This is a genomic window from Flavobacterium soyae (genome assembly GCF_021245985.1).
Taxonomy (GTDB): domain Bacteria; phylum Bacteroidota; class Bacteroidia; order Flavobacteriales; family Flavobacteriaceae; genus Flavobacterium; species Flavobacterium soyae.
Window position 1 is genome coordinate 153607 of record NZ_JAJQXA010000003.1, and the last position, 24855, is coordinate 178461.

The 24855-nt window shown below is 33.7% G+C and carries 19 protein-coding genes and 2 tRNA genes; 12 read left to right on the forward strand and 9 right to left on the reverse strand.

The genetic code is table 11. The features are described 5' to 3' along the window. Window positions 1-276 precede the first annotated feature (276 nt). The 7 genes from LUU93_RS05060 (at window position 277) to LUU93_RS05090 (ending at window position 11329) form a co-directional block, all read left to right on the forward strand. Complete coding sequence (locus LUU93_RS05060; RefSeq protein WP_232678961.1) at window positions 277-1155, forward strand: helix-turn-helix domain-containing protein; 879 nt, start codon at window positions 277-279, stop codon at window positions 1153-1155. Window positions 1156-1462: 307 nt separating this feature from the next. Further along, on the forward strand, window positions 1463-4660 hold the full coding sequence (locus tag LUU93_RS05065) for a SusC/RagA family TonB-linked outer membrane protein (RefSeq protein ID WP_232678963.1): 3198 nt from the start codon (window positions 1463-1465) through the stop codon (window positions 4658-4660). Window positions 4661-4671: 11 nt separating this feature from the next. Further along, window positions 4672-6270, forward strand: a complete 1599-nt coding sequence (locus LUU93_RS05070) for a RagB/SusD family nutrient uptake outer membrane protein (RefSeq protein WP_232678966.1) — start codon at window positions 4672-4674, stop codon at window positions 6268-6270. A gap of 17 nt (window positions 6271-6287) precedes the next feature. Continuing rightward, on the forward strand, window positions 6288-7346 hold the full coding sequence (locus tag LUU93_RS05075; protein WP_232678968.1) for a hypothetical protein: 1059 nt from the start codon (window positions 6288-6290) through the stop codon (window positions 7344-7346). A gap of 90 nt (window positions 7347-7436) precedes the next feature. Continuing rightward, on the forward strand, window positions 7437-8669 hold the full coding sequence (locus LUU93_RS05080; protein ID WP_232678970.1) for a glycoside hydrolase family 27 protein: 1233 nt from the start codon (window positions 7437-7439) through the stop codon (window positions 8667-8669). 11 nt (window positions 8670-8680) lie between these two features. Beyond that, entirely contained in the window at window positions 8681-9646 is a 966-nt protein-coding gene (locus LUU93_RS05085) for a glycoside hydrolase family 5 protein (RefSeq protein ID WP_232678972.1), read from the forward strand. Between the two features lie 591 nt (window positions 9647-10237). After that, complete coding sequence (locus LUU93_RS05090; protein WP_232678977.1) at window positions 10238-11329, forward strand: outer membrane beta-barrel protein; 1092 nt, start codon at window positions 10238-10240, stop codon at window positions 11327-11329. A gap of 454 nt (window positions 11330-11783) precedes the next feature. On the opposite strand, the gene LUU93_RS05095 is transcribed toward LUU93_RS05090, so the two are convergent. The 5 genes from LUU93_RS05095 to LUU93_RS05115 form a co-directional block, all read right to left on the reverse strand. Further along, the gene (locus LUU93_RS05095; RefSeq protein ID WP_232678979.1) at window positions 11784-12689 is read right to left on the reverse strand and encodes an N-acetylmuramoyl-L-alanine amidase; all 906 of its coding nucleotides are present in this window, start codon (window positions 12687-12689) and stop codon (window positions 11784-11786) included. Between the two features lie 33 nt (window positions 12690-12722). Continuing rightward, entirely contained in the window at window positions 12723-13274 is a 552-nt protein-coding gene (locus LUU93_RS05100) for a hypothetical protein (protein ID WP_232678981.1), read from the reverse strand. A 42-nt stretch (window positions 13275-13316) separates the two neighbouring features. Further along, a complete protein-coding gene (rimO, locus tag LUU93_RS05105; protein WP_232678983.1) occupies window positions 13317-14630 on the reverse strand; it encodes a 30S ribosomal protein S12 methylthiotransferase RimO in 1314 nt (437 codons plus the stop codon). 163 nt (window positions 14631-14793) lie between these two features. Next, entirely contained in the window at window positions 14794-16326 is a 1533-nt protein-coding gene (locus LUU93_RS05110) for an OmpP1/FadL family transporter (protein ID WP_232678985.1), read from the reverse strand. 48 nt (window positions 16327-16374) lie between these two features. Next, the gene (locus LUU93_RS05115; RefSeq protein ID WP_232678987.1) at window positions 16375-17355 is read right to left on the reverse strand and encodes a hypothetical protein; all 981 of its coding nucleotides are present in this window, start codon (window positions 17353-17355) and stop codon (window positions 16375-16377) included. A gap of 101 nt (window positions 17356-17456) precedes the next feature. Between LUU93_RS05115 and proS the strand changes: the two genes are divergently transcribed. From proS to rpsT, 4 genes are all read left to right on the forward strand, one after another. Then, a complete protein-coding gene (proS, locus tag LUU93_RS05120; RefSeq protein ID WP_232678990.1) occupies window positions 17457-18935 on the forward strand; it encodes a proline--tRNA ligase in 1479 nt (492 codons plus the stop codon). A 78-nt stretch (window positions 18936-19013) separates the two neighbouring features. Next, window positions 19014-19085: transfer RNA gene (locus LUU93_RS05125), tRNA-Glu, on the forward strand. Window positions 19086-19131: 46 nt separating this feature from the next. Then, a tRNA-Glu gene (locus tag LUU93_RS05130) sits at window positions 19132-19203 on the forward strand. Window positions 19204-19356: 153 nt separating this feature from the next. Further along, complete coding sequence (gene rpsT / locus LUU93_RS05135) at window positions 19357-19608, forward strand: 30S ribosomal protein S20 (RefSeq protein WP_068844538.1); 252 nt, start codon at window positions 19357-19359, stop codon at window positions 19606-19608. Between the two features lie 437 nt (window positions 19609-20045). Here the strand turns inward: rpsT and LUU93_RS05140 are convergent, their stop codons facing one another. From LUU93_RS05140 to LUU93_RS05150, 4 genes are all read right to left on the reverse strand, one after another. Continuing rightward, window positions 20046-20420 carry a hypothetical protein gene (locus LUU93_RS05140; RefSeq protein ID WP_232678992.1) on the reverse strand — a complete coding sequence of 125 codons (375 nt, stop codon included), beginning with the start codon at window positions 20418-20420 and terminating at the stop codon, window positions 20046-20048. Then, window positions 20421-20546 carry a hypothetical protein gene (locus LUU93_RS21695; protein WP_255669396.1) on the reverse strand — a complete coding sequence of 42 codons (126 nt, stop codon included), beginning with the start codon at window positions 20544-20546 and terminating at the stop codon, window positions 20421-20423. A 138-nt stretch (window positions 20547-20684) separates the two neighbouring features. After that, window positions 20685-21095 (reverse strand): response regulator, encoded by a 411-nt coding sequence (locus LUU93_RS05145; protein ID WP_232678995.1) that lies wholly within the window; start codon window positions 21093-21095, stop codon window positions 20685-20687. Between the two features lie 4 nt (window positions 21096-21099). Beyond that, window positions 21100-22809, reverse strand: coding sequence for a PAS domain-containing sensor histidine kinase (locus tag LUU93_RS05150; RefSeq protein ID WP_232678999.1), 1710 nt, complete (start codon window positions 22807-22809; stop codon window positions 21100-21102). A 168-nt stretch (window positions 22810-22977) separates the two neighbouring features. On the opposite strand from LUU93_RS05150, the gene typA reads away from it, so the two are divergent. Continuing rightward, window positions 22978-24774, forward strand: a complete 1797-nt coding sequence (gene typA, locus LUU93_RS05155; RefSeq protein ID WP_232679001.1) for a translational GTPase TypA — start codon at window positions 22978-22980, stop codon at window positions 24772-24774. Window positions 24775-24855 lie beyond the last annotated feature (81 nt).

The window sequence follows — 24855 nt, forward strand, 5'->3', positions numbered from 1 at the left end:
TCAGCTTTTGGTTAGAAATTGCTGTCTTATTGTTGAAGCTGAATTTTTCTATTTATAATTCGGTATTGTTTTCCTGATAAAATTATTAAAACTATAAAAAGTTCAAGTATTAAAAATGATTAATGTTTATTATTAATACTGATTTTGTAAAGTTGATAATTCTATTTTTCAAAGATAAATGTATGTTTATAGCGTAATTAATATTATTTTATCAATTATATATCATATTATTGCAGAAAAAAATCAATTGATATTTAGATAAAATAGTTTTAAGAGATGAGTACTGCTAAAAATTTTTATAGAGAAATCGCCCCGCTTTCAGCCGGAGATAGTTTTTTGGTCTTTGACAGGGTTAAGGATAGTTTTGATTTTCCTGTTCATTACCATCCCGAATTTGAGATTAATTTTATTTTAAATGGAAAAGGAGTAAGGCGTGTAGTGGGAGATAATATTGAAGAAATTGATAATGTAGAATTGGTTTTGATTGGGCCAAATTTATATCACGGCTGGGAATTAAATAAATGTACTAACAAAAAAATACACGAAATTACGATTCAGTTTCATAATGATTTATTTCATGAATCACTGCTTGCACGACGAATCATGAATCCAATTCGTGATATGTTTAATAGGTCTATTCACGGAATTTTATTTTCTAAAAAAGCTGCCGAAGAATTAACTCCCAGATTGGTAAGTCTTTCTAAATTAGATGGTATGGATTATTTTCTGGAAATTACTTCCTTATTATATGATCTTGCTAATTCTAGAAATCAGCGATTACTTTCTACTTATACTGTTGACTATGATAAGTTCGATGATTACGATAAAATGAAATTGGTTTATGAGTATGTGCAAAAACATTTTGCAAATAAAATTACTTTAGAGGATGTGGCAAATGTTGCTAGTATGTCTGTAATTTCGTTTAATCGTTTTATTAAAAAACGCACCGGAAAAACTTTTGTAAACTATATTAATGACATTCGTATTGGATATGCTGCACGCTGGCTTGTTGAGAAAGATTTGAGTGTTTCTGAAGTGGCTTTTAAATCTGGCTTTAATAATATTGCAAACTTTAATCGTAGTTTTAAGGCTATTAAAAATTGTACTCCTAGTCAATATCGTGAGGATTTTTCTGGATTAAAACGTATTTTGTAGTGATACTTTTTTTGCATAAGTAAATATTATTTTTAACGAAAACGTTTGATTTTTATGATTTCGTTAACTTTTCTGTATAATAGTGGTTGTTAAGGGTTGTTTCATTGTGAATAATTCATTTTTTACTTGATTTTATTTTATTATGTGTTTTTTTAAGAAGATATAGTGAAAATATTATCATTAATTGATGAAATACTATCGATTTGATAATTGGATCTGTTATAGATTTGTTAAATAATTTCGAAGTAAAAGTTGCCCTTACTGCTTAATTATGAATTAAACAAATTTAAACTAACCAATACTTATTATGAAAAAACTAATGACTAACTTTATTCATTGGAACGCGAACCACAGAGCGGTTCCATTGATTTTATTTCTGTTACTGACAAGTAATTATATTGCTGCTCAGGGTAAAATATCGGGAACAGTAACTGATGAAAAAGGTTTATCGATTCCTGGTGCAAATATCTCGATAGCAGGATCGAAGACAACTACTTCAACTGATTTTGACGGAAAATATTCTATTGATGCTCCTTCAAATGCAACTTTAGTATATTCATTTATTGGATTTAATACACAAAGAATCGCAGTTGATGGTAAAAGAACAATCAATGTAATCTTAAGATCAAGTGCTGAAGACTTAAAAGATGTAGTTGTAATTGGTTACGGTACACAAAAGAGAAAAGATGTAAACAGTGCTATTTCTAGTATTAATTCAAAAGATATTGAAAACTTAAAAGTTGCATCGTTTGATCAAATGATGCAGGGTAAAGCTGCCGGGGTGGTTGTAAATAGCAATTCTGGTGAACCTGGAAGTAACGTTTCGGTAAGAATTAGAGGGGTTTCGTCTTTAACAGGAACAAACGAACCTTTATATGTAATAGATGGAGTGCCAATTTCAGGAGATGCAAGAAATTCATCAACTTCGGGAAGAAATGCACAGGGAAATTCTAATTTCTCTAATAGCGGTAATATAACACAAAGCCCTTTAGCTCTTATTAATCCAAGTGATATTGAATCTATTGATATTTTAAAAGACGCTTCGGCAACCGCTATTTATGGTTCTCGTGGTGCTAATGGTGTTATTATTGTAACAACAAAGTCTGGTAAAAAAGGTACTGGTAAATTATCTTTTGAAAATTCTTATACAATAAGTAACCTGCCAAAGAAACTTCATTCTATGAATCTGCAGGAATATGCAAGACATCAAAATGCTTTGTCTGCTGTATATGATCCAACTTCTTTCAGACCTGAATTTGCTCATCCTGAACTTTTAGGAAAAGGTACTGACTGGCAGGATGCAATTTATGAAACAGGATTTATGACTTCTAATCAGCTTTCTTTTTCAGGTGGTAAAGAAGGGGTAAATTACTATATATCCGGAGGTGTTTTAAATCAGGAAGGTATTGTTATCGAATCTGGATTTAAAAGATATAATTTTAGAACAAATATTGATGCTAAAGTTAATTCGTTTATAAAAGTTGGAGTTAATGTAAGTGGTGCAATTACGGATGAAAAATTAACTCTTAACGGGCAGTTTAATGGTGTAGTTGCTACGTCATTATTGGCAACTCCAGATGTTGCAGTTAGAGAACTTTCGGGTGCATTTGCCGGCCCGCCTGCTGGAGGAGCGACATCTTTTGTTAACCCGGTTGCTACTTCTTTATTAGGATCAAATACATTGGTTAGAAAAAACTATTCAGGAAATTTCTATACTCAGATTGATATATTAAAAGGTTTAGAATATCGTTTTGAGGCTGGTGGTTATATATATGATAATTTAGGTCAAAGATTTGATCCAATGTATTCGTTGGGGAATGCGGTAAAAAGTTTTGCCAATTTATATTACAGCCCATCTTCTGGTAACTCATGGAATTTAAAAAACATGCTTACTTACAGAAAAACTATTGGCAGACATAATTTTACTGTTCTTGCGGTTCAGGAGTCAAACAGAGCTCACTGGGAAGGATATACAATAACAGGTTATGGATATAAAGATAACAATGACAAATCATTGGCTGCATCTGATTTATCAAAAGCGGTTACAAATGGTGTTTATTCAGGAACTCAGACCTTGGCTTCTTATTTAGGAAGGGTTGTTTATGATTTTGGTGATAAATACAGCGTTACAGGAGCAGTAAGAACAGATGGTTCTTCTAAGTTTTTCGTAGGAAACAAATGGGGGGTTTTTAGCTCTGCCAGCGGTTCCTGGAAACTTTCTCATGAGGATTTTATGGCAAATACGAGAAAGTATGTTGATAATATTAAACTTAGAGTGGGCTGGGGACAAACTGGTAATAACCAGATTGGTAATAACTTATATGATTCTAACCTGCATTTGATTAACAGTTCAATGGGAACTTCTTATCTGCCGTCAAATACAGCTAATAAAGATTTGAAATGGGAAACTCAGGAACAGACCAACTTAGGATTGGATTTTACAATGTTTGATTCAAAACTTTCTGCAACAATAGATGTGTATCAAAAAGTTTCTAAAGATTTCTTGTATCAGGTTCCTCTGCCAAACTTTCTTTCTGGAGGTGGTGATTATGAGGGTGGTGTAAACCCTCCTTCTTTTAATCTTGGAAGTATGAAAAACAAGGGTATTGAGATTACTCTTAATTATACACAGCAATTTACACCAAATTTTTCATGGAACGCAAGTGCAAACTTTACAAAATATGAAAATGAAGTTACCAATATGGCAGGCTTAAACATTGTTAAAACAATGGGTACACTGGCTTATAATACGGTAACGGTATCGAGAACTCAGGAAGGTCTGCCTATAGGTTCATTTTTAGGTTATGAAGCAACAGGTATTTACAGAACAGATGAAGATTTATTAACTTATGGCTACGAAAATGCTGCAGGTACAAGAGTACCTTTAAAAAACGGAACAAATTCATTACAGCCAAACTTTATAAAAGGAGATGTAATTTACAAGGATCAAAATAATGATGGTATTATTGATACAAAAGATTTAGTTACTATTGGAAATCCAAATCCAAAATTCACTTACGGTTTAACAAACAACTTTAAGTATAAAAATGTTGATTTATCTATTTTTCTTCAGGGAACTTCTGGAAACAAGCTGATGAACTTAACTCGTATGTCTGGTACATTAAACAGTAATTTAGGTACAAATTATTTAACAGATGCGGCTGATTTTTATTCTGCAGACAATTTAGATGCTTCACTGCCTAGACCTTCTGCTTACAATGATATCAATAATGCGGTTTCGTCACGAATTATAGAAGATGGATCATACTTAAGAATTCAGAATGTAACTTTAGGTTATTCTCTTCCTTCTGACGTAATCTCAAAAATAAAATTAACAAGATTGAGAATTTACGCTTCTGGACAAAACTTATACACTTTTACCAAATATAAAGGATATGATCCTGAAGTTGGTTCTTACAATCAAGATGCATTATTATCAGGTGTTGATAATGGTCGTTATCCTGTGCCTAGACAAATATCTTTTGGTTTTAATGTTGAATTTTAATACGAATTAATATGAAAAATATAATAAAAAGAAGTGGTGCAGCTGCTTTGACGCTGCTAATGTTAATATCTTCTTCTTGCTCTCAGGACTTTTTAGACGTGCCTGCAGAAGGAGTGCCTACAATAGGAAATTATTACGATTCTGATGTAAAATTGGACAATGCAAGTAACGGGCTTTATGGTATTGTTTGGTTTAATATGAATAAGGAAGGTTTTTATGGTATTACCGATGTTATATCTGGTAATATGTATGCGGGGCCTTATAACGAATTTGGTAAGTTTACAGATTTGAGTTTTACTAATTCACAGTCTTTTATTGGAGATTCATGGAGATCATGTTTTGGGGCTGTTGCAAATTGTAACACATATATAAGTTTACTTCCTCAAAGTGTTGGGCCGGATGTAAGCAGCGAAGCCTTAAACAATGCTTTAGGCGAAATGCATTTTATCAGAGCTTTTTCATACTTCTTTTTGGTAAGATTATGGGGTAACGTGCCAATTATTGAAAACAATGCTGATTATTCTAAGAATTTTGTTATTCCAAGTAATCCTGTAGCAGATGTTTATACGTTTATAGAGAACGATTTAAAATTTGCTATTGCCAATTTAAGATCTAAAAACAGAGGATCTGATTATGCTGCAAATGCACACGTTTCAAGCGGTTCTGCAAAAGCTCTTTTGGCAAAAGTATATCTGTATCAAAAGAAATATGATCTGGCAAGAGCTATGGCTCAGGAAGTAATTAACAGCGGCGAATTTAAATTATTGGGTGGTGATGAACTGCCAACAAAATCTTTTGCTGATTTATGGCTTCAAAAAAATAATAACAATGAAGAGTCTATCTTTTCATGGCAGTGGACTGGTGCAGGAACTTATTTTGAGGGGAACTTTTCAAACACATTGTTTGCTCCGGAGAACAGATTAGTAGAGACTTCATATTCAGGTCAGATTGCGCCGTCTCAGGATTTAATTCATAATGTTTATGAGCCGGGAGATAAAAGAAGAGCAGAAACATTTATGCTTCCTGGAGATTATTACCCAAACCTGACTTATGCACAAACACTTGCAGTAGATTCTCCAAAACTTTTAGGATATACTTTTGAAGAAGCTAATCAAGCTCAGAATTCAGGATCCGGTTTGAAAAAATATGTAATAGGGAAAGAGAATTTACCAATAACAGGACCATTCAATGCACCATTTAATGGAGAAAGCAGTATGAATAGTTATATGATGCGTTATGCTGAACTGCTTTTAATTCATGCCGAAGCAATTTTAGGGTCACAATCAGGAAGCACTTCTGATCCTGCAGCCTTAAAATCATTTAACGCAGTACGTAAAAGAGCTGGTCTGCCAATTAAAGCTTCTATTTCATTTGATGATATCTTTAAAGAAAGACGTGCAGAATTAGCTTGTGAAGGAGATTATTATTTTGATTTAGGTCGTTTGCCATTTGCTCAGGCAAAAGCAATTTTAGAGGCTCAAAACAGAGGAGATAAGCAAACACCGAAACATATTACAATTTCGGCATCAAATCTTTTACTGCCTTATCCGGCAGATGATTTAATTAAAAATCCAAAATTAACAGAAGTAGCACCGTATACTTTTAAATAATTTTTAAAAATAAAAATATGAAAAATATAAAAATTGTTTCGTTAGCAGCATGCATGGCATGGATGTTATCTTTAATGCTTTTTACTTCATGCTCAAGTGATGACAGCAGCGCTGAGGTTTATACTGGTGCTCCTGTAATAGAATCAGTTATGCCTTCTGGTTATAATGCAGATGGAAGTCTTAAACCATTGACTCCGGTAACATTAGTAGATCCAAAAAATTATTATGTAATTCACGGTAAAGGATTGCTTACCACGAAAAAAGTATACTTTAATGATTTTGATACCTATTTCAGACCAACATTTGTAACAGATACTGATATAATTATATTGGTTGATGAAGACACTCCTTATGCTAATGCTTCTAATCAGTTAAAAGTGGTTACAGAAAGAGGAACTGTTGTGTATAATTTGACAGTTGCCCCGCCGGTACCTACATTTAGCGGTTTTAATTCTATCAATTGTGCAGAGGGAGATCAGGTAATAATTAAAGGCAAATATTTCCTAAACCCTGTAGTTACCCTGGCAGAAACACCAACACAGCCTGCAGTTCCTGTTACAGTTGTATCTTCAACTTTAGAGCAGATAGTGGTAAAAATCCCGGCAAATGCAAATCACAGATATCTTTCTGTAGCTAATATATCCGGAGCAGCCGTATCAAAAGAAGCTATAGGAACAGCATTATACGATGATATATTGTATGGTGTGCAATGGGGAGGTCCATGGGCTGGAAAAGGAGTTAATTTTGCTTTTGAAGGAGATTCTTATCAGGGCGAAAAATCATGGCAATGGGAATTTGGTCAATGGGATGGAGGAAACTGGGGTTTCAATGTTGATTTAACCCCATACAAAGCATTACGTATCGCCATTAAAGGTTCAAAAACCGGACGAGTTAATTTTAGTGTAAACGGCGGAGCAAACTATGTTTTACCTGTTACAACTTCATGGGTTTATCTGGAAATTCCTTTTAGCGATTTAGGAAATCCTACGAGTCTTTGGATGCTTACCTTCCAGGAATCAAATAATGATGGAGGTAATACTGTATTATTTGATGATATAGGATTTGTATTAAAATAAATAAAGTTGCTTTTTTGAGTTAGTTTAAGATATTCCCTAATTGAAAAGTTAGGGAATATCTTTTTATAAATGTGTTTTTAATTTTATAAAATGAAGAAAATTATTTTAGGATTAGCTTTATGTGTCTCCGTTTTTGGTTTCAGCCAGGGGAATACACATACGCTGACTGCAGGAAAATTTGAAGGTCTGGCCATGACGCCGCCAATGGGATGGAATTCATGGAATACTTTTGCAACAAATATTGATGAAAAATTGGTAAAAGAAACCGCTGATATAATGGTTTCATCAGGAATGGCTGCTGCCGGTTACAATTATATAGTATTAGATGATGGCTGGATGGCCAAAGAACGTGATGCAAACGGAGATTTAGTTCCGGACCCTGTTAAATTCCCTAACGGAATGAAATCTGTAATCGATTATGTACACAGTAAAGGCTTAAAATTTGGCTTGTACAATTGTGCCGGAACGCAAACCTGCGCGGGATATCCGGGAACTCGTGGTTATGAATATCAGGATGCTCGTTTTTATGCTAAACTAGGAATCGATTTTTTAAAATACGATTGGTGTAACACAAAAGGAATTACTGCACCAGAAGCTTATACAACCATGAGCAACGCATTAAAAACTGCAGGACGGCCAATTGTTTTCAGCCTTTGCGAATGGGGAGATAATCTGCCGTGGGAGTGGGGAAAACCTGTTGGAAATCTTTGGAGAATTTCCGGAGATATTTATCCTTGCTTTGACTGCGAATTCAAACATCCTGAAAACTGGTCTTCCTGGGGATTTATGAAAATTGCCGAAATGCGAAAAGACATCCGTAAATATTCCGGACCGGATCATTGGAATGATTTTGATATGATGGAAGTTGGAAACGAAATGAACGATACTGAAGATAAATCACATTTTGCAATGTGGTGTATGCTTTCGTCGCCGCTTATTGCAGGAAATGATTTCAGAAAAATGTCAAAAGAAACATTAGCGATTTTAACCAATAAAGAATTAATCGCTGTAAATCAGGATAAATTAGGAATTCAGGGTTTTAAGCATTCAGCAGAAGACGGTTTAGAAGTCTGGGTAAAACCTTTATCTGATGGAAATTGGGCGGTTACTTTTTTAAACAGAAGTGAAGTTTCTAAAAAAATTAATTTCGATTGGAAAAAGAATGCAATAAAAGATGTAGATTTCGGCTATGAAGCTGATTTTAATAAAACTACATTCAAATTAAAAAATCTTTGGACTAATAAAGATTCAGGAAATACAAAAAAGAATTTTGCAGCAGAATTAGCTTCGCATGATTGCATAACATTAAAATTGTCTCTTTAAAATTTAAATTTATGATGAGGTTTAAAAAATTAACTACAATTTTATTCTTATTAGTATGCTGTTTTGTACAAGCACAATTTGTAAAAAAGCATGGTCAATTGAGCCTTCAGGGAACTCAGTTAGTAGATAAAAACAATGAACCCGTTGTTTTGCGGGGCTTGAGTTTTGGATGGCATAGTATGTGGCCGAGATTTTACAACGAAAAAGCCGTAAGCTGGCTCAAAAAAGATTTCAATTGCAATGTCGTGCGTGCCGCAATGGGAATCGAACTTGGAGATTACTCCTATACTAATGACCCTCAGTTTTCAAAAGAAAAAATAGAAGCCGTAATAAATGGTGCTATAAAATCTGATATATATGTAATTATAGATTGGCACAGCCATAATGTTAATTTAAAAGAAGCAAAAGCATTTTTTGCAGAAATGTCTCAAAAGTACTCCAAGTACCCTAATATAATATATGAGGTATTTAATGAACCTGATTATGAAACCTGGTGGGAAGTTAAAACCTATGCCGAAGAAGTAATAAGGGTAATTAGAGAAAATGACCCCAACAATATTATATTGGTAGGATCACCGCATTGGGATCAGGATGTTGACCTTCCTGCAGAAGATCCAATTTTAGGATATAATAATATAATGTATACTTTACACTTTTACGCCGCAACACATGGTAAAGAATTAAGGGACAGAACAGATGAAGCACTGAAAAGAGGTCTGCCTATTTTTATTTCTGAATCTGCAGGAACGGAAGCTTCCGGCGACGGAACTTTAAATGTAAAAGCATGGCAGGAATATATTGACTGGATGGAATCTAAAAAATTAAGCTGGATAACATGGTCAGTTTCTGATAAAGATGAAACTTGCTCGATTTTAAAAAAGACCGCAAAATCAGATGGAAAGTGGAAAGATGAAGACTTAAAAGAATCCGGGATCAAGGTCCGTGAGTTTTTAAGAAAGTATAATAGTCAAGAGTAAAAAAACTCTTTCGTTAATAAGTAAGCCTGTTCAGATTTGAGCAGGCTTTTTTTGTTTTACGGGTGAATTTTTGATTTTGTAATAACATATTTAACGGGTGTTTTAAGGAATTTATTTTTGTAAGAAATTTTGTTAAGCTTTACCATTGATGGATTTTTTGAATAATAAGGGTCTGGTTTTGTTTTAAATATTTGTTTTTTAATACACCCCTAAAATTTTAAGGGGTAATATTGTTTTAAAGTGTTTTTAAGTTAGTTTTTTATCTGTTTTTTGATTGTAGTTTTTAAATAACCCAATTTTTTTGAATAAAAACACCAAAAAAACGTTATTGAATTTTCAAAAACAAAACGCTATAAATGTCAAATAACGATTATTGGCAGTTTAATTTTTGTAATCCATAATTCTTCGCTATAAACCTCAAAAAAGTAGTTTCCAATTATTCTACTCATACAAAAGTTAATAAATTCGCTAATGAAAATGAAGAGGTTTTAGGCGGAGATTCAGGGTTTTAAAAAATGACTTATACTATTAATAGATATATAAACGATTAACTAACCAAAATCAAATTAATAACTAAAAACCAATTAACACATGAAAAAAGTATTTTACATTTTAGCTGCCACTTTAACCAGTTCTTTTGCTTTTGCACAAGAGGATGAAAAACAAACTTCGCCAGCAACTACATGGGGAGGGTCTGCGGACGCTTACTATAAATATGATTTTTCTAAACAAATGAACGGATTAACGAGCTTTACCAACTCTCAGGATTCGTTTGAATTAGGAATGGCTTCGATCGAAGCAAGTCATACATTTGGAAAAGCTTCTGTTTTTGTAGACTTAGGTTTCGGAAAAAGAGCAGGAGAGTTCTCATACAATGAAACAACAGATAAAGATATAAATGCTAAATTTTTAATTAAACAATTATTTTTTACTTACCAAATTACAGACGAATTTAAAGTTGTTGCCGGTAGCTTTGGTACACACGTAGGGTATGAATTAGTAGATGCAGTAGACAATAAAAACTACAGTATGTCTTATGCCTTCTCTTATGGACCATTCTTTAATACAGGGGTTAAAGCACAATATACTAAAGGTAAATTTACTGCTATGTTTGGTATAACTAACCCAACAGATTTTAAATCGGCAATGGATGCTGGTTCAACACAAAAAACGTATATAGGTCAAGTAGGTTTTGTTGGTGAAACAGGAAGCGCTTATTTAAACTTTACATCAGGAAGTACAAACCCAATTCCTGGAAGTACAATACCGGTGTCAAATGAGAATAAAACACAATTCGATTTGACAGCTTCTAAAACAATAAGTGACAGCTTCGGACTTGGGCTTAATGCAACTTATGCTAAAACGAAACATGATTTCGATAGTACTTTAGATGGTGAATGGTTTTCAGTAGTAGGATATGCAAATTATTCATTTAGCCCATCTTTGCTTCTAGCATACAGAGTTGAATATTTTGATGCAAAAGATGCTGCTCCAAGTTTAGGAACATTAACTGGTTCTAATGTATTTGCAAATACAGTTTCATTAAACTATAAAGTTGGAAAACTAACAATAATTCCCGAGTTAAGATACGATGCTGCTTCAGAAGATATCTTCTTAGACAGTGATGCTGCTCCAACAGGAGGATCATTCTTCGCCTTGCTTGCTACAACATACTCTTTCTAGAGATAAAGATTGATATTTTTTTTTTTTTTGGAGCTGTCGAAATATACTTATGTTTTGGCAGCTTTTTTATTGGGATTATTTTTTTTGTTTGATTTTGCCACAGATTTAAAGGATTATAAAGGATTTTTTTTGCCACGAATTTCACGAATTTTCACGAATTAAATTTTGCTTAATTTTTTTATATCATTACACGAAGAATCGTTAATAAACTTTCTTAACTAAACCGTGAAATCCATTTTTTGTGCATACAGTTTTTACCAAAAATAATTAGTGAAAATTCGTGAAATTCGTGGCAAAAAAAACATCAACTCAAAGAGTGAAAAATCTTTTTAAGCCTTTAAATCTGTGGCAAAATCTTGTATGTATATTATTATCCTTGGGAAAAATGCAAGTATAAAAAAACGCATTTCTAAACCTTTAGAAATGCGTTTTATATTTTATTGGAGATGTGTTCTTACTGAACCTGTTTTTTATATATAGAATATATTGTGTCAATTGTTTTGCGGTCAAGCGTTGAAGTTGCATCAGTTTGAATATAATGCAATTTGAAAGCCTGAATCGCTGCAGAAAGATTCTTTGTGTTGTAGCCAATAATTCTTAGCGCAGGCTCAATTTTAAAGTCAAACGGAGCTTCTTCCAGAACTTCATCCGGCCAGATTCCAAACCCTTTTTCGGCTAATGTTTTCCACGGAAATAAGGCACTCGGATCTTGTTTTCTTCCTGGAGCAATATCGGCATGGCCTAAAACGTTTTGGGTCGGAATATTGTAATCCTTTTTAAGTTTTGTCAATAATGCTACTAAACTGTTGATTTGTGCCTCAGTAAAAGGTTTAAAACCATTATTGTCTAGTTCAATTCCTATAGAAGTTGAATTTAAATCAGTATTTTTTCCCCAGGTAGAATTTCCTGCATGCCAGGCTCTTAAATAGTCATTCAGCATCTGAACAACTTTTCCGTTCTCAGAAATTACATAATGGGCACTAACCTGAGTTTTGGTTTTAGTAAAAGTATTTATAGTCTGCTGAAGAGAATCCTGAGCAGTATGATGAATAATAATAAAACTAGGTTTTCTTAAATTGAAATTTACAGTTCCAATCCATTCCGTACTAATTCCGTTTACTAAAGCCGTTGAACCCGTTTTAGATAACGTGTCTTTTATAATACCCAGCTGCGAAGCATAAGTTGTATCAATAATTAACGGGCTTATCGGCGGGATTGTTTGTGCTTCTTTACTCGTAATTTGATTTTCTAAAGTTTTTAACTGCTGGTCATAAGCTTTTTCAGTATGCTTATACGGATTTGTTGAGCAAGAAGTAATAATAATTGCTAAAATCAAATAACAAAAATGTTTTTTTGCCATGGTTAATTACATTTTATAATAGAATTAGAACAATTATTCCTGAATTTTTTCTGCAGGTTTTTCTTCTTCATTATCTTTTGATTCTTTAGAATCTTTTTTCTTTTTTGATTTTGTTTTTTTAATTTCTTTGAAATCAGCCATGAAATTAGTGTATTTCTCTATTTGGTCAGGATTTAAAAAAGCAGTGATTTTTTTTGTCATGCTTTCCTTTAGGGCTTTTAACTGCTCCATTTTTTCATCCTGGCTGCTGCTTTCATTTTTTAAAAGAATTCCCTGTTCTCTCAAACCGTCGGCAAAAACATTTGTAATAGCAATTGCCTGAAGTTCGTCAAGATTTACTACCGGTTTCATTTGCTCTACAATTTTCGCTGCAGTTTCTTCAACAGGTATTTCTTTCGGTTTACTGGTATTGCCCTGCGGTCCTCCCATCATACTTCTGTCCATGCCCATACCGCCGCCTCTTCCGTAGCCGCCGCCATAGCCATTGCCATAACCATTATTATATCCGTTACCATATTGAGCCGAAGCAAAATTGAAACAGAATAATGTAAAAACTAATATAGTTAAGTTTTGAGAAGCTTTCATAAAATTGTTTTGTCTAAGTTAATACTAGAGTTTACGGTAAATTTAAGCAGGTTCTCCGTATAAATCAAATTCTGTTGCTTCAATTATCTTGATATTAACAAATTCGCCGGTTTTTACATAATGTTTAGAAGCATCTATTAAAACTTCATTATCAACATCCGGGCTGTCAAACTCAGTTCTGCCTACAAAATGAGTACCTTCTTTTCTATCAATAATACATCTAAAAACTTGTCCCACTTTCTCCTGATTCAAATCCCATGAAATCTGCGATTGCAATTCCATAATTTCATTAGCTCTGGCTTGTTTTACATTATCTGGGACATCATCTTCTAATAAATATGCATGAGTATTTTCTTCATGAGAATAAGCAAAACAGCCCATTCTGTCAAACTTCATTTCCTGAACAAAATCTTTTAAGATTTCGAAATCTTCCTGCGTTTCACCAGGATATCCAACAATTAAAGTAGTTCTAATTGCCATTCCGGGAACAGCAGCGCGGAAATCTTTCAATAATTGTGTTGTTTTAGCCTGAGTTGTACCGCGGCGCATCGATTTCAAAATAGAATCTGAAATATGCTGCAGCGGAATATCAATATAATTACAAATCTTAGGTTCTCGCTTCATTAATTCCAAAACATCCATTGGAAAACCAGTAGGGTAGGCATAATGCAGACGAATCCACTCAATTCCTTCAACAGCTGCCAAAGCCTCTAACAATTCTGCCAGATTTCTCTTTTTATAAAGATCTAAACCGTAATACGTTAAATCCTGAGCAATCAGTATTAATTCTTTAACGCCGTTTTTAGCTAAACCTTGTGCTTCCTTAACTAATTTTTCAATTGGCTGCGAAACATGAGAACCACGCATTAATGGAATTGCACAAAAACTGCAAGGTCTGTCACAGCCTTCGGCGATTTTTAAGTAAGCATAATTTTTAGGAGTAGTCGTTAATCTTTCTCCTAATAATTCATGTTTATAATCAGCTCCTAAAGCTTTCAATAATTGAGGTAATTCAGTGGTACCAAAATATTGGTCAACATTTGGAATTTCTTTTTCTAAATCAGGTCTGTAACGCTCAGATAAACATCCGGTTACAAAAACTTTGTCAACTAAACCTTTATCTTTTTTATCAGCATATTCCAAAATCATGTTTACTGATTCAGCTTTCGCATTATCAATAAAACCACAAGTATTTATTACAATAATGTTTCCTTCATCCTTTGCAGCGGCTTCATGAGTTACTTCTTTTCCGTTTGCACGAAGCTGACCCATAAGCACTTCACTATCATATACATTTTTTGAACACCCAAGAGTGATTACGTTAATTTTGTTTTTTTTTAAAGACTTGGTTCTCATACTTTTATAAATTGGAGTGCAAAATTACACTTTTTTATTCAAACACAGCTTGTTTCGGTTTCTTTTAGGTGTTTTTTATGAAGAGCTTCTTGATATTTTAGGGCCAAAAAAATCCGCCAGGTATAAACCTGACGGAAATTTCCATTCATCTATTTATTCTTAATTACAATTCAAATAATAAAGTCAAAGAAACATTGTTTAGTTTCGATGTAATGTTTGCGCCATCAGTAAATCCTGTAGCAAAGAAACCTTGATTAGATTTTCTTTCTAAATACGAATAAGCTAAGTCTAATTTAGTTGCTCCAAAGTTATACCCTAAACCTGCAGAAAAACTGTTTAAGTCTCCAACTGTAGTTCCGTTTTTATAAGGGCTTCCTTCAAAACGATATCCTCCTCTAATGCTTAATTGTTTTATTTTAAATTCAGCTCCAACTCTTAATTCACCATTAGTGGTTAATTCATTGCTTGTTTCAGTATTTAAATCTCTAAAATCTGGATCATTTGTTGGTTTAAATTTTGCATTACTATAATCTTTAATGGAATAGTCTACACTAATTAAGCCTGATTTACCAAATATGTAAGCTCCACTAAAAGTAAATTTCCCTGGAGTTTGTAAAGTGTAAGGCTCGTAAACGTTTACAATATTTGGATTTATATTGGCATAATTTAAAGATCCGCCTGCTGCCTGTGTAGTAGTGTAGAGGCTTTGAGATACTTCATCGTATAGTTCGTACCATGTGTTTGATTCGTATGCTAATCCAAGTCTGAAAGCTTCTGTAACTTTAGCGATTGCTCCTAATTGAAAAGAGAATCCGTTACCATAAGTGTATAATTCATTATTAAATGTTACATCAGAAATAGTTGGTGTTCCAGTAAGTGGGTTGTTGTTAAACTCGTAAAAACTACTTGATCTTCTATAATCTGTTACGTGTACGTTTAAGTTTGCTCCAAGATAAATGCGATCATTATATGATGTTGCAATGTTGAAGCTTACTTTACTGTTGTAGCCTCTTTCGTAAATGTTATTTTCCTGATAATAATTCCCTCCGGGAGCTAGATTACCTGTGTATTCTGTGTTTCCATTATCACCATCGTCTGCGGGATTTATTACAAATCCATAATAACCAAAATAAGCTTGTTGCTGTTTGTAAGTTTGATCCGCATAGTTTGTATTTCTTATGGCTCCTAGTGGAACAGCGTTGTTTTTTAAAGGATCCCCATTTGCATATGCTAGGAAATAATTAGCTACAGAATTATTTGGATTTCTTCCTGCTGAGAAAGTATTGCTGTTGAAATTATTTGTGTTTTCGTAGCTTGCTCCAATTGCAATTTTATTCCATCCTTTATTGTTAGGATTTCGATCTTTGAAAACAAAAACACCGCCAGCCTGATTTAGGATGAAAGAATTGTCTTTGTCTTGGGTTTCGTTACTGTTGAAATATTTTGAACCATTGTTAATGTTTTGATTGCTTAATGTAATTCCAACTTGATTGTTGTTGAAAATTGCAGATCCAGCCGGATTCACGGTTGTAGCAGACAAATCACCTCCCACAGCTCCAAAAGCACCACTCATTGCTCTAAATCTTGCAGTTCCGGTTATGTTATCTTGTGAATATCGTAAAGCATCAGAAACATCCTGAGAGTGTGAGACGCTGACAGTTAGTCCTGTAATTAAAAGGAATAATATTTTTTTCATTTGGGTAGTTTTAAATATATAAACTAGATGTGGAAAAGAAGGAAAATGTTACCTTCTTCCGCCTCCACCGCCTCCGTATGATCTTCCACCGCCTCCGCCGCCAGATGATCTCATACTTCCGCCTCCGCCGCTGTTCATTGAGCGTGAAGGGCTAGGAGAGTAAGTTCTTGATGAACTGCTGTTGTTATTGTTGTAGTTGTAACTTCTGTTAGTTGCTGCAGAGCTTGATCTTCTATTAGAATAATCGTAGCTGTTACTTTGGCCTTGAGAATAACTTCTTCTGTTGCTGAAAGTCGGGCTGGAATTATAAGTTCTTCCGTTTACAGAAGAGCTTCTTCTGTAATCAGAATAACCGTTTGATCTATTGGTATAGCTTCTGTTTGTTGTGTAGCTTCCTCTGTTAGAATAGTTTCTGCTGTTTACAAAGTTTCTGTTTGAAGCATAGTTTCTGCCTCCATAGTAAGCGGCAGATCCTCTTCTTCCGTAGTTATAAGAGTAGTTTCTGTAGTAACTTCCACCCCAATATCCAGGATATCCGTATCCCCATCCAGGTCCCCAATATCCAGGGTATCCCCAAGCGTAACCAGGATAACCCCAGTATCCGCCCCAATAACCGCCATATCCCCATCCGTATCCGTAATAAGGGTAACCCCATCCAAATCCGAATGACCATGCAGGGTTAGAGTAAACGTTTACAGAAACTTCTGAATTGCTGCTTCCCCAAGCCGGGTAAGATACAGCTGCTGTTTGTGTACTGTCGCTTTCAGCATAATTACCATAATTGTCTACATCGGTAAAAATTTCAGTAGGCTGGTTATCATCTTGAAGGGACTTGAAGTAATCTTTATATTGATTATTTGTGTTCGTGGTATTTGTTTGCGCGTATCTGTTGGTAGAGTTACCATATACACCGTCATTATCTTGATAGGATGTATTTTGGTAAGAACCACAAGATGCTAACAGAAAACTCAGTAATCCAATTAAGTAAAAATGACTTGAGTTTTGGCGGAGAGTAATATTAGTTTTCATATCTGTGGTGTTTTTTATTGTTGCACATTACAAAAATAGTTAGTTTTGTCAAACTATTTAGTTAAAATTATTAAAACAAAATTTGTGCCAAACTATATAATATGAGTAAGAACCTTACTACACGATCAGAAGATTATTCTAAATGGTATAATGAACTGGTTGTCAAAGCAGATTTAGCTGAAAATTCAGGAGTTAGAGGGTGTATGGTGATCAAACCATACGGATATGCAATTTGGGAAAAAATGCAGGCAGAGTTAGATAGAATGTTTAAAGAAACAGGACATCAAAATGCTTATTTTCCTTTATTTGTTCCTAAGAGTATGTTTGAAGCGGAGGAAAAGAATGCAGAGGGATTTGCAAAGGAGTGTGCTGTTGTAACACACTATAGATTAAAGAACGATGAGGACAGACCTGGAAAATTAATGGTTGATCCTAACGCTAAATTAGAAGAAGAGCTTATTGTTCGTCCAACGAGTGAAGCAATTATCTGGTCTACATATAAAGGATGGGTTCAATCCTATAGAGATTTGCCTTTGTTGATTAACCAATGGGCAAATGTCGTGCGTTGGGAAATGCGTACACGTTTGTTTTTAAGAACTGCAGAATTCTTGTGGCAGGAAGGACATACCGCTCATGCTACAAAGGCAGAAGCTTTGGAAGAATCTGAAAAAATGATGAATGTATATGCTGATTTTGCTGAGAATTTCATGGCAATCCCTGTTGTAAAAGGATTTAAAACAGAGAGTGAACGTTTTGCCGGTGCAGATGAAACATATTGTATTGAAGCATTGATGCAGGATGGAAAAGCATTACAGGCCGGAACTTCCCACTTTTTAGGTCAGAATTTTGCAAAAGCCTTTGATGTGAAATTTGCTAACGCAGAAGGAAAACAGGAACACGTTTGGGGAACTTCGTGGGGAGTTTCTACCCGATTGATGGGAGCGCTGATTATGACACATTCTGACGATCAGGGATTGGTACTGCCTCCAAATTTAGCGCCAATACAAGTTGTAATTGTTCCGATTCATAAAACGGATGAACAACTGGCTGAAATTACAGCTGCGGTTAATGAATTGGCTGCTAAATTGAGAAAGCTTAAGATTTCGGTAAAATACGATGACAGAACAACGCAAAAACCGGGATTCAAATTTGCTGAATGGGAATTGAAAGGTGTGCCTGTTAGAATTGCTGTTGGCCCAAAAGATTTAGAAAACGGAACTTTTGAGGTTGCAAGACGTGATAATTTATCAAAAGAAGTTGTTGCTGCAGAAAAAATCGTGGAATATGTAAATGATTTATTAGAACAGATTCAAATCGATTTATTTGACAGAGCATTAAACTATCGTAATACTCATATTACGGAAGTAAATAATTTTGAGGAGTTTAAGCAAGTTTTAGAAGGAAAAGGCGGATTTATTTCAGCTCATTGGGATGGAACTGCTGCGACCGAAGAGAAGATAAAAGATTTGACAAAAGCAACAATTAGATGCATTCCTTTGGATGCTGTTGAAGAGGCGGGGGCCTGTGTATTTACTGGGAATCCTTCTTCAAAAAGAGTGCTTTTTGCTAAGGCATATTAAAAAAAAATAATTTTTTTTGCCTCAACTATTGTGCAACTAAAAAATAGATGTATCTTTGCATCCGCATTAGAGAAGCACGGTCCGTTCGTCTATCGGTTAGGACGCCAGGTTTTCATCCTGGTAAGGGGGGTTCGATTCCCCCACGGACTACAAGTTATATTACATATTGAAGAGTTTCCAAACTTAGGAGAATTAAGGTCCGTTCGTCTAGGGGTTAGGACGCCAGGTTTTCATCCTGGTAACAGGGGTTCGATTCCCCTACGGACTACAAAATTAGTTGTAAATAAGTTTTGTAAAATAAAAATTGGTGTCTCGGTTTTTGTTTTATTAGTTAAAACCAAAGTGATTGTTTTGCAATTGTGGGAGGTTTTTCTTTTTTAACTAGTATTTATAATAATTATTACATCTAAAATTAAAGAAAATGGCAAATCATAAGTCAGCATTAAAAAGAATCAGAAGTAACGAAAAAAGAAGAGTTCTTAACAGATATCAGCATAAGACTACTCGTAATGCTATTAAAGCGTTAAGAATAGCTACTGATAAAGCTGATGCTACTGCAAAATTATCAACTGTAATCTCTATGATTGATAAGTTAGCTAAAAAGAATATCATTCATGATAACAAAGCTTCTAACTTGAAGTCTAAATTAACAAAACACGTTGCTAAATTGTAATTAACTACAATGTTACTAAATATATAAAAGTCCTCTTCTAGAGGACTTTTTTTTGTTTATACCTCATTGAAAAATATCAATAAAAATTCCAATATTAAAAATTCAAATTCCAAATCATTTGTAAATGTATTGGAATTTAAAGTGAAAATGGATCTGACTCAATAGTAAAAATAGGTTCCGATGCTGGTTTTTTATTTTGAAAAGATAGAAATATCCTGTTTTATTGTATTAAGATATATTTATTCAATATATATTCTTTTCATTGAAGGTTAATCTGCTTTATATGTTTTTGTTAAAAAATAGAAATAAGAATAGTAGTTTTTATTTTAATTTTTCTCCCGCTAAATATATGTCAGTATCATTTCTGTTAAACAAAGTGATTCGGTAGATTCCTCCTCCAACAGTTACGATTCTGTAAACAAGTAACTCATTTAAATTTAAACCGTCTGCAAAAAAAAAGTAGTAAACGCTCCTAAATTATCATTGAGAACTGCCCTTACAGCAGTGTAATTATTTGTACCCGAATTATATTCCTCATGGCCAAAAATTGTGACAGCAAGCGTGCTGGCAGAACTGGATCGAACCTGTATGTTTCCAGTAACCCCAGAGCTTGTTTTATCGGTTAGAAACTGTATTTCTCCTAATGTTAATGTTGTATTTGCTGGAGTATTGGCGTCCAGAGTTGTATTTGTTGATACAACTTGCGGGTATAATGCGGTAAAAACAACATCTCTGGCAGTATTTATCCCTAATACCTTTGCCGGCGTATTTGAAACAGTAGCTGAATTGGAATTTAATTGAGTAAACCGCAATCAGCTTTCTTCAGTTGTACTGCTGTTTATTTCTAAAGTGTTGCCTGGAGTTGTTGTACCTATACCTACTTGCACATTCAGTAAATTACCAACAAATAGGAATGTAATGATTATTAGGTTTTTCATATTCCTTAATTTTTAAAGGATGATAATATAAGTTGTACAAAATTTTGTACTAATATAATAACTTATTAGATACAGTTAATAATCATGATTTTTTGTGTATTGCTGTTTTAGGACTAGACAGTATTTCAGAATTTTAACTTAACTGATTTTCTTTTTAAGATATTCAAGCATAGCCTGAGTAATAGGTTTAGAAAGAAAATCTATTATAATTGGGTATTTTTTTGCTTTAGCTAAATCGTCAGGATCAATTGTAGAAGATAATACGATGACTTTCGCTGTGTTGAATTCTGCATAATCATTAGAAGTGAAATGATCTAAAAATTCCCAGCCTCCCATTACTGGCATATTTAAATCTAAAAATATTAGTTCTGGTTTTTTGTTTACTTTATTCTTGTTGTTTGTGTATTTTAAAGTATTAAAATGATGTAAAGCTTCTTCGCCATTTTGAGCAGTAATAATTTCATGCGAAAATGAAGATTTTGAAATTACTTTTTTGCATAACATCAACGTAATTGGATCGTCGTCAATGCATAAAATTTGCTCCAGCATAGCGTTAATTTTTAAATGTTATAGTAAATGTGGTGCCTTTATTGACCTCACTATCAATACTAATTGTTCCTCCCATAGTTTCTACCTGAGATTTTACAAGATACAAACCTAATCCTTTACTGTCAGGATAATTATGAAATCTTTGGTAAAGTCCAAAAACTTTGTCACGGTTTCTTTCCAGATCAATTCCAATTCCGTTGTCTTTAAAGGTTAAAATGGCGTGATGATCTATTTGCTCTGCTGTAATTGATATTTTTAGTTTTCTGTTTTCAGATTTGTATTTTATTGAATTTGTCAACAGATTTAATAAAATGCTTTCAATATAAGCCTTATTAGTGTTTAAAAGCGGAACCCTGTCAAACTTTAGTTTAATAATAGGTTTATGTAATTCTATTTGAAAAGAGAGCTGGCTAAAAACATTTTCGAAAACTTCTTTTAAAGATACCTCTTCTTTTTGCATCGAAGGATTGTCTTTAATGATAATTACTTTTACTAAATCATTTATGGTTTCGTTCAATAAATGTGTTGATTTTGTAAAACCGGCCAGAATTTCTTCCAGTTCTTCGTTCTCGATAGGAATATCTTCGATAAGATTTAAAAGTCCGATTAAATTTGACAATGGTGCGCGAAGGTTGTGCGATGTTATATAGGAGAACTGTTTTAGATCTTTATTGTTTTGCGTAAGTTCCCGAATAAGATGTTCTTTTTCTGTTTCCAGTTTCTTTTCGTCAGTAATATCTCTTTGAATAGAAATCCAGTGTGTAATTACTCCCTCGTTATTGAAAATTGGAATCATTGCAAAACGAACCCAATATTCTTCTTGTGTTTTTGTATATGTTATGGTTTCAATTACACATTCTTCTTCATTTTTTATGGCCCGTAAAAGTTTTTTTAATTCCTCTGAATCAGATTTTGGGCCTTTAAATATATTGGTTGACTTTCCGATAATTTCATCTGACTGATAACCGGACATTTGCGAAAATGCTGGATTTACGTAAACAATTTTCGGTATTTTACGATCGTGTGAGTTGGCTTCGGTAATCAAAATAGAGTCTTTAGATTGTGTAATTACAGTTTCTAAAAGTTTTAATCGCTGTTCTTCTTCTTTTTGTTTGGTAATATCCTGAATAGCCCCAATCATTCTAATGGCTCTTCCGTTTTCATCTTTAAGTAAAAAACCTCGGTCCAAAACATATTTATAAGTTCCGTCGGCGCATCTAAATCGGTATTGATCCTGCCATTTTTCTGTTTTTTGCTCAATAAAAGAGTATAATTTGATAGACATTCGAATGCTGTCTTCGGGATGAATTTTGTCAAACCACCACTTTGAAGTCTTTCCAACTTCTTCCGGATTATAGCCAAAAACGCTTTCAATTCCTTTGTTCCAATTTATGGTGTCTTCCTGAATTTTCCAGTCCCAAATAGTGTCACTTGTTGCCTTTGCAACAATGTCGTATTTTTCGTTTGATTCCTTAATTTCTTCGTTTGTACTTTTTAATTTCTGAAAAATAGAAATATTTTTAGTTTCATTTACTGAAAGTATATATTTGAAGATGAATGCAGTAGCTATTATGAAAAAGACGTCTTTTGCAAAAAACAAATAAGAATATTTTGCTTCAAAAAAGTGCTCTGTGAGTAAATTATGGCAGACTATTGCCATAATTAGCGATATGATAACGTAAACGAGAGTAATTTGGAGAGTTTTACTTTTCATTACTCAAATATAGTTAAATTAACTATAATTAAACAATAAGTAAAGTTCATTTTGAGGTTCAAATTAACAGTAGATTAATGAACTAATTACTTGTATATACGCAAACTATCGCAGAAACGTTTTTTTTATCAAAATAAAGTGTACTTTTGCACCCATTAAAAATAACAAATGGAATCTATTAGAAATATTGCAATTATTGCCCACGTCGATCACGGTAAAACCACTTTGGTTGATAAAATTATGTATCACTGTCAATTATTTCGTGAAAACGAAAATACAGGTGATTTAATTCTTGATAATAACGATTTAGAGCGTGAGAGAGGTATTACTATTACTTCTAAAAACGTTTCTGTTCAGTACAAAGGAACAAAAATCAATATTATTGATACTCCGGGTCACGCCGATTTTGGAGGTGAAGTAGAACGTGTATTGAACATGGCCGATGGTGTATGTTTGCTAGTGGATGCTTTTGAAGGACCAATGCCGCAAACGCGTTTTGTATTACAAAAAGCTATTGACTTAGGTTTAAAGCCATGTGTAGTTATTAATAAAGTTGACAAAGAAAACTGTACTCCTGAAGAAGTTCATGAAAAAGTTTTTGACTTAATGTTTGAATTAGGTGCAACTGAAGAGCAATTAGATTTCCCAACTGTTTACGGTTCTGCTAAAAACAACTGGATGTCTGATGACTGGAAAAACCAAACAGAAAACATTGAACCATTATTAGATATGGTTATTAAAAATGTTCCTGCTCCTAAAGTTTCTGAGGGTACTCCGCAAATGCTGATTACATCTTTAGATTTCTCTTCTTTTACAGGTCGTATCGCTATTGGGCGTCTTGAAAGAGGTGTTTTAAAAGAAGGAATGCCAATTTCTTTAGTAAAAAGAGATGGTAAAGTTATCAAATCAAGAATTAAAGAATTACATACTTTCGAAGGTTTAGGCCGTAGAAAAGTGGAAGAAGTTGTTGCCGGAGATATTTGTGCAATTGTTGGGGTTGAAGGTTTTGAAATTGGTGATACTATTGCTGATTTTGAAAATCCGGAAGCTTTACAAACTATTGCTATCGATGAGCCAACAATGAGTATGTTATTTACAATTAACGATTCACCTTTCTTTGGTAAAGAAGGTAAATTTGTTACTTCTAGACATATTAGAGACAGATTGACAAAAGAGCTTGAGAAAAACTTAGCAATGAAAGTTGGAGAAACTGATTCTGCTGATAAATTCATGGTTTTTGGTCGTGGTGTATTACACTTATCTGTACTTATCGAAACAATGAGAAGAGAAGGTTACGAGCTTCAAATTGGTCAGCCGCAAGTTATCATCAAAGAAATTGATGGTAAAAAATGTGAGCCAATTGAGGAATTAACTATCGACTTACCAGAAAACCTTTCAGGTAGAGCAGTTGAATTCGTAACAATTCGTAAAGGAGAAATGCTTTCTATGGAAGGTAAAGGAGAGCGTATGATTATTAAATTTAATATTCCATCTCGTGGAATTATTGGTTTAAGAAATCAATTGCTTACTGCTACTGCTGGTGAAGCTATTATGGCGCACCGTTTCATCGGGTACGAACCATACAAAGGAGAAATTCCTGGACGTAACAACGGTTCATTAATCTCTATGGAAAACGGAAAAGCAATTCCTTACTCTATTGATAAATTACAAGATCGTGGTAAATTCTTCGTTGATCCTAACGAGGATATTTATGAAGGTCAGGTTATTGGAGAGAATACTCGCAGCGACGATATGACTGTTAACGTTACTAAAACGAAAAAACTTTCAAACGTACGTTCTTCCGGAGCTGACGATAAAGCAAGAATTATTCCTGCTATCAAATTCTCTTTAGAAGAAGCTTTAGAGTACATTCAAAAAGATGAATATGTTGAAGTTACTCCAAAATCTCTTCGTTTAAGAAAAATTTACTTAAGTGAGACAGATAGAAAAAGATTTAAAATCTAATTAGATTTAAATTTCAATATAAAATCCCAAATTCCAATAGGAGTTTGGGATTTTTTTATGATTTAAACCCGAATTTTTATA

Coding starts and splice junctions, on each gene's coding strand:
- rpsT (WP_068844538.1), top strand. CDS start 19,357: ATGGCAAATCATAAGTCAGCATTAAAAAGAATCAGAAGTAACGAAAAA.
- LUU93_RS05085 (WP_232678972.1), top strand. CDS start 8,681: ATGATGAGGTTTAAAAAATTAACTACAATTTTATTCTTATTAGTATGC.
- LUU93_RS05080 (WP_232678970.1), top strand. CDS start 7,437: ATGAAGAAAATTATTTTAGGATTAGCTTTATGTGTCTCCGTTTTTGGT.
- LUU93_RS05090 (WP_232678977.1), top strand. CDS start 10,238: ATGAAAAAAGTATTTTACATTTTAGCTGCCACTTTAACCAGTTCTTTT.
- LUU93_RS05095 (WP_232678979.1), bottom strand. CDS start 12,689: ATGGCAAAAAAACATTTTTGTTATTTGATTTTAGCAATTATTATTACT.
- LUU93_RS05060 (WP_232678961.1), top strand. CDS start 277: ATGAGTACTGCTAAAAATTTTTATAGAGAAATCGCCCCGCTTTCAGCC.
- LUU93_RS05070 (WP_232678966.1), top strand. CDS start 4,672: ATGAAAAATATAATAAAAAGAAGTGGTGCAGCTGCTTTGACGCTGCTA.
- LUU93_RS21695 (WP_255669396.1), bottom strand. CDS start 20,546: ATGAAAAACCTAATAATCATTACATTCCTATTTGTTGGTAATTTACTG.
- LUU93_RS05065 (WP_232678963.1), top strand. CDS start 1,463: ATGAAAAAACTAATGACTAACTTTATTCATTGGAACGCGAACCACAGA.
- rimO (WP_232678983.1), bottom strand. CDS start 14,630: ATGAGAACCAAGTCTTTAAAAAAAAACAAAATTAACGTAATCACTCTT.
- LUU93_RS05150 (WP_232678999.1), bottom strand. CDS start 22,809: ATGAAAAGTAAAACTCTCCAAATTACTCTCGTTTACGTTATCATATCG.
- LUU93_RS05145 (WP_232678995.1), bottom strand. CDS start 21,095: ATGCTGGAGCAAATTTTATGCATTGACGACGATCCAATTACGTTGATG.
- LUU93_RS05115 (WP_232678987.1), bottom strand. CDS start 17,355: ATGAAAACTAATATTACTCTCCGCCAAAACTCAAGTCATTTTTACTTA.
- proS (WP_232678990.1), top strand. CDS start 17,457: ATGAGTAAGAACCTTACTACACGATCAGAAGATTATTCTAAATGGTAT.
- LUU93_RS05100 (WP_232678981.1), bottom strand. CDS start 13,274: ATGAAAGCTTCTCAAAACTTAACTATATTAGTTTTTACATTATTCTGT.
- LUU93_RS05075 (WP_232678968.1), top strand. CDS start 6,288: ATGAAAAATATAAAAATTGTTTCGTTAGCAGCATGCATGGCATGGATG.
- typA (WP_232679001.1), top strand. CDS start 22,978: ATGGAATCTATTAGAAATATTGCAATTATTGCCCACGTCGATCACGGT.
- LUU93_RS05110 (WP_232678985.1), bottom strand. CDS start 16,326: ATGAAAAAAATATTATTCCTTTTAATTACAGGACTAACTGTCAGCGTC.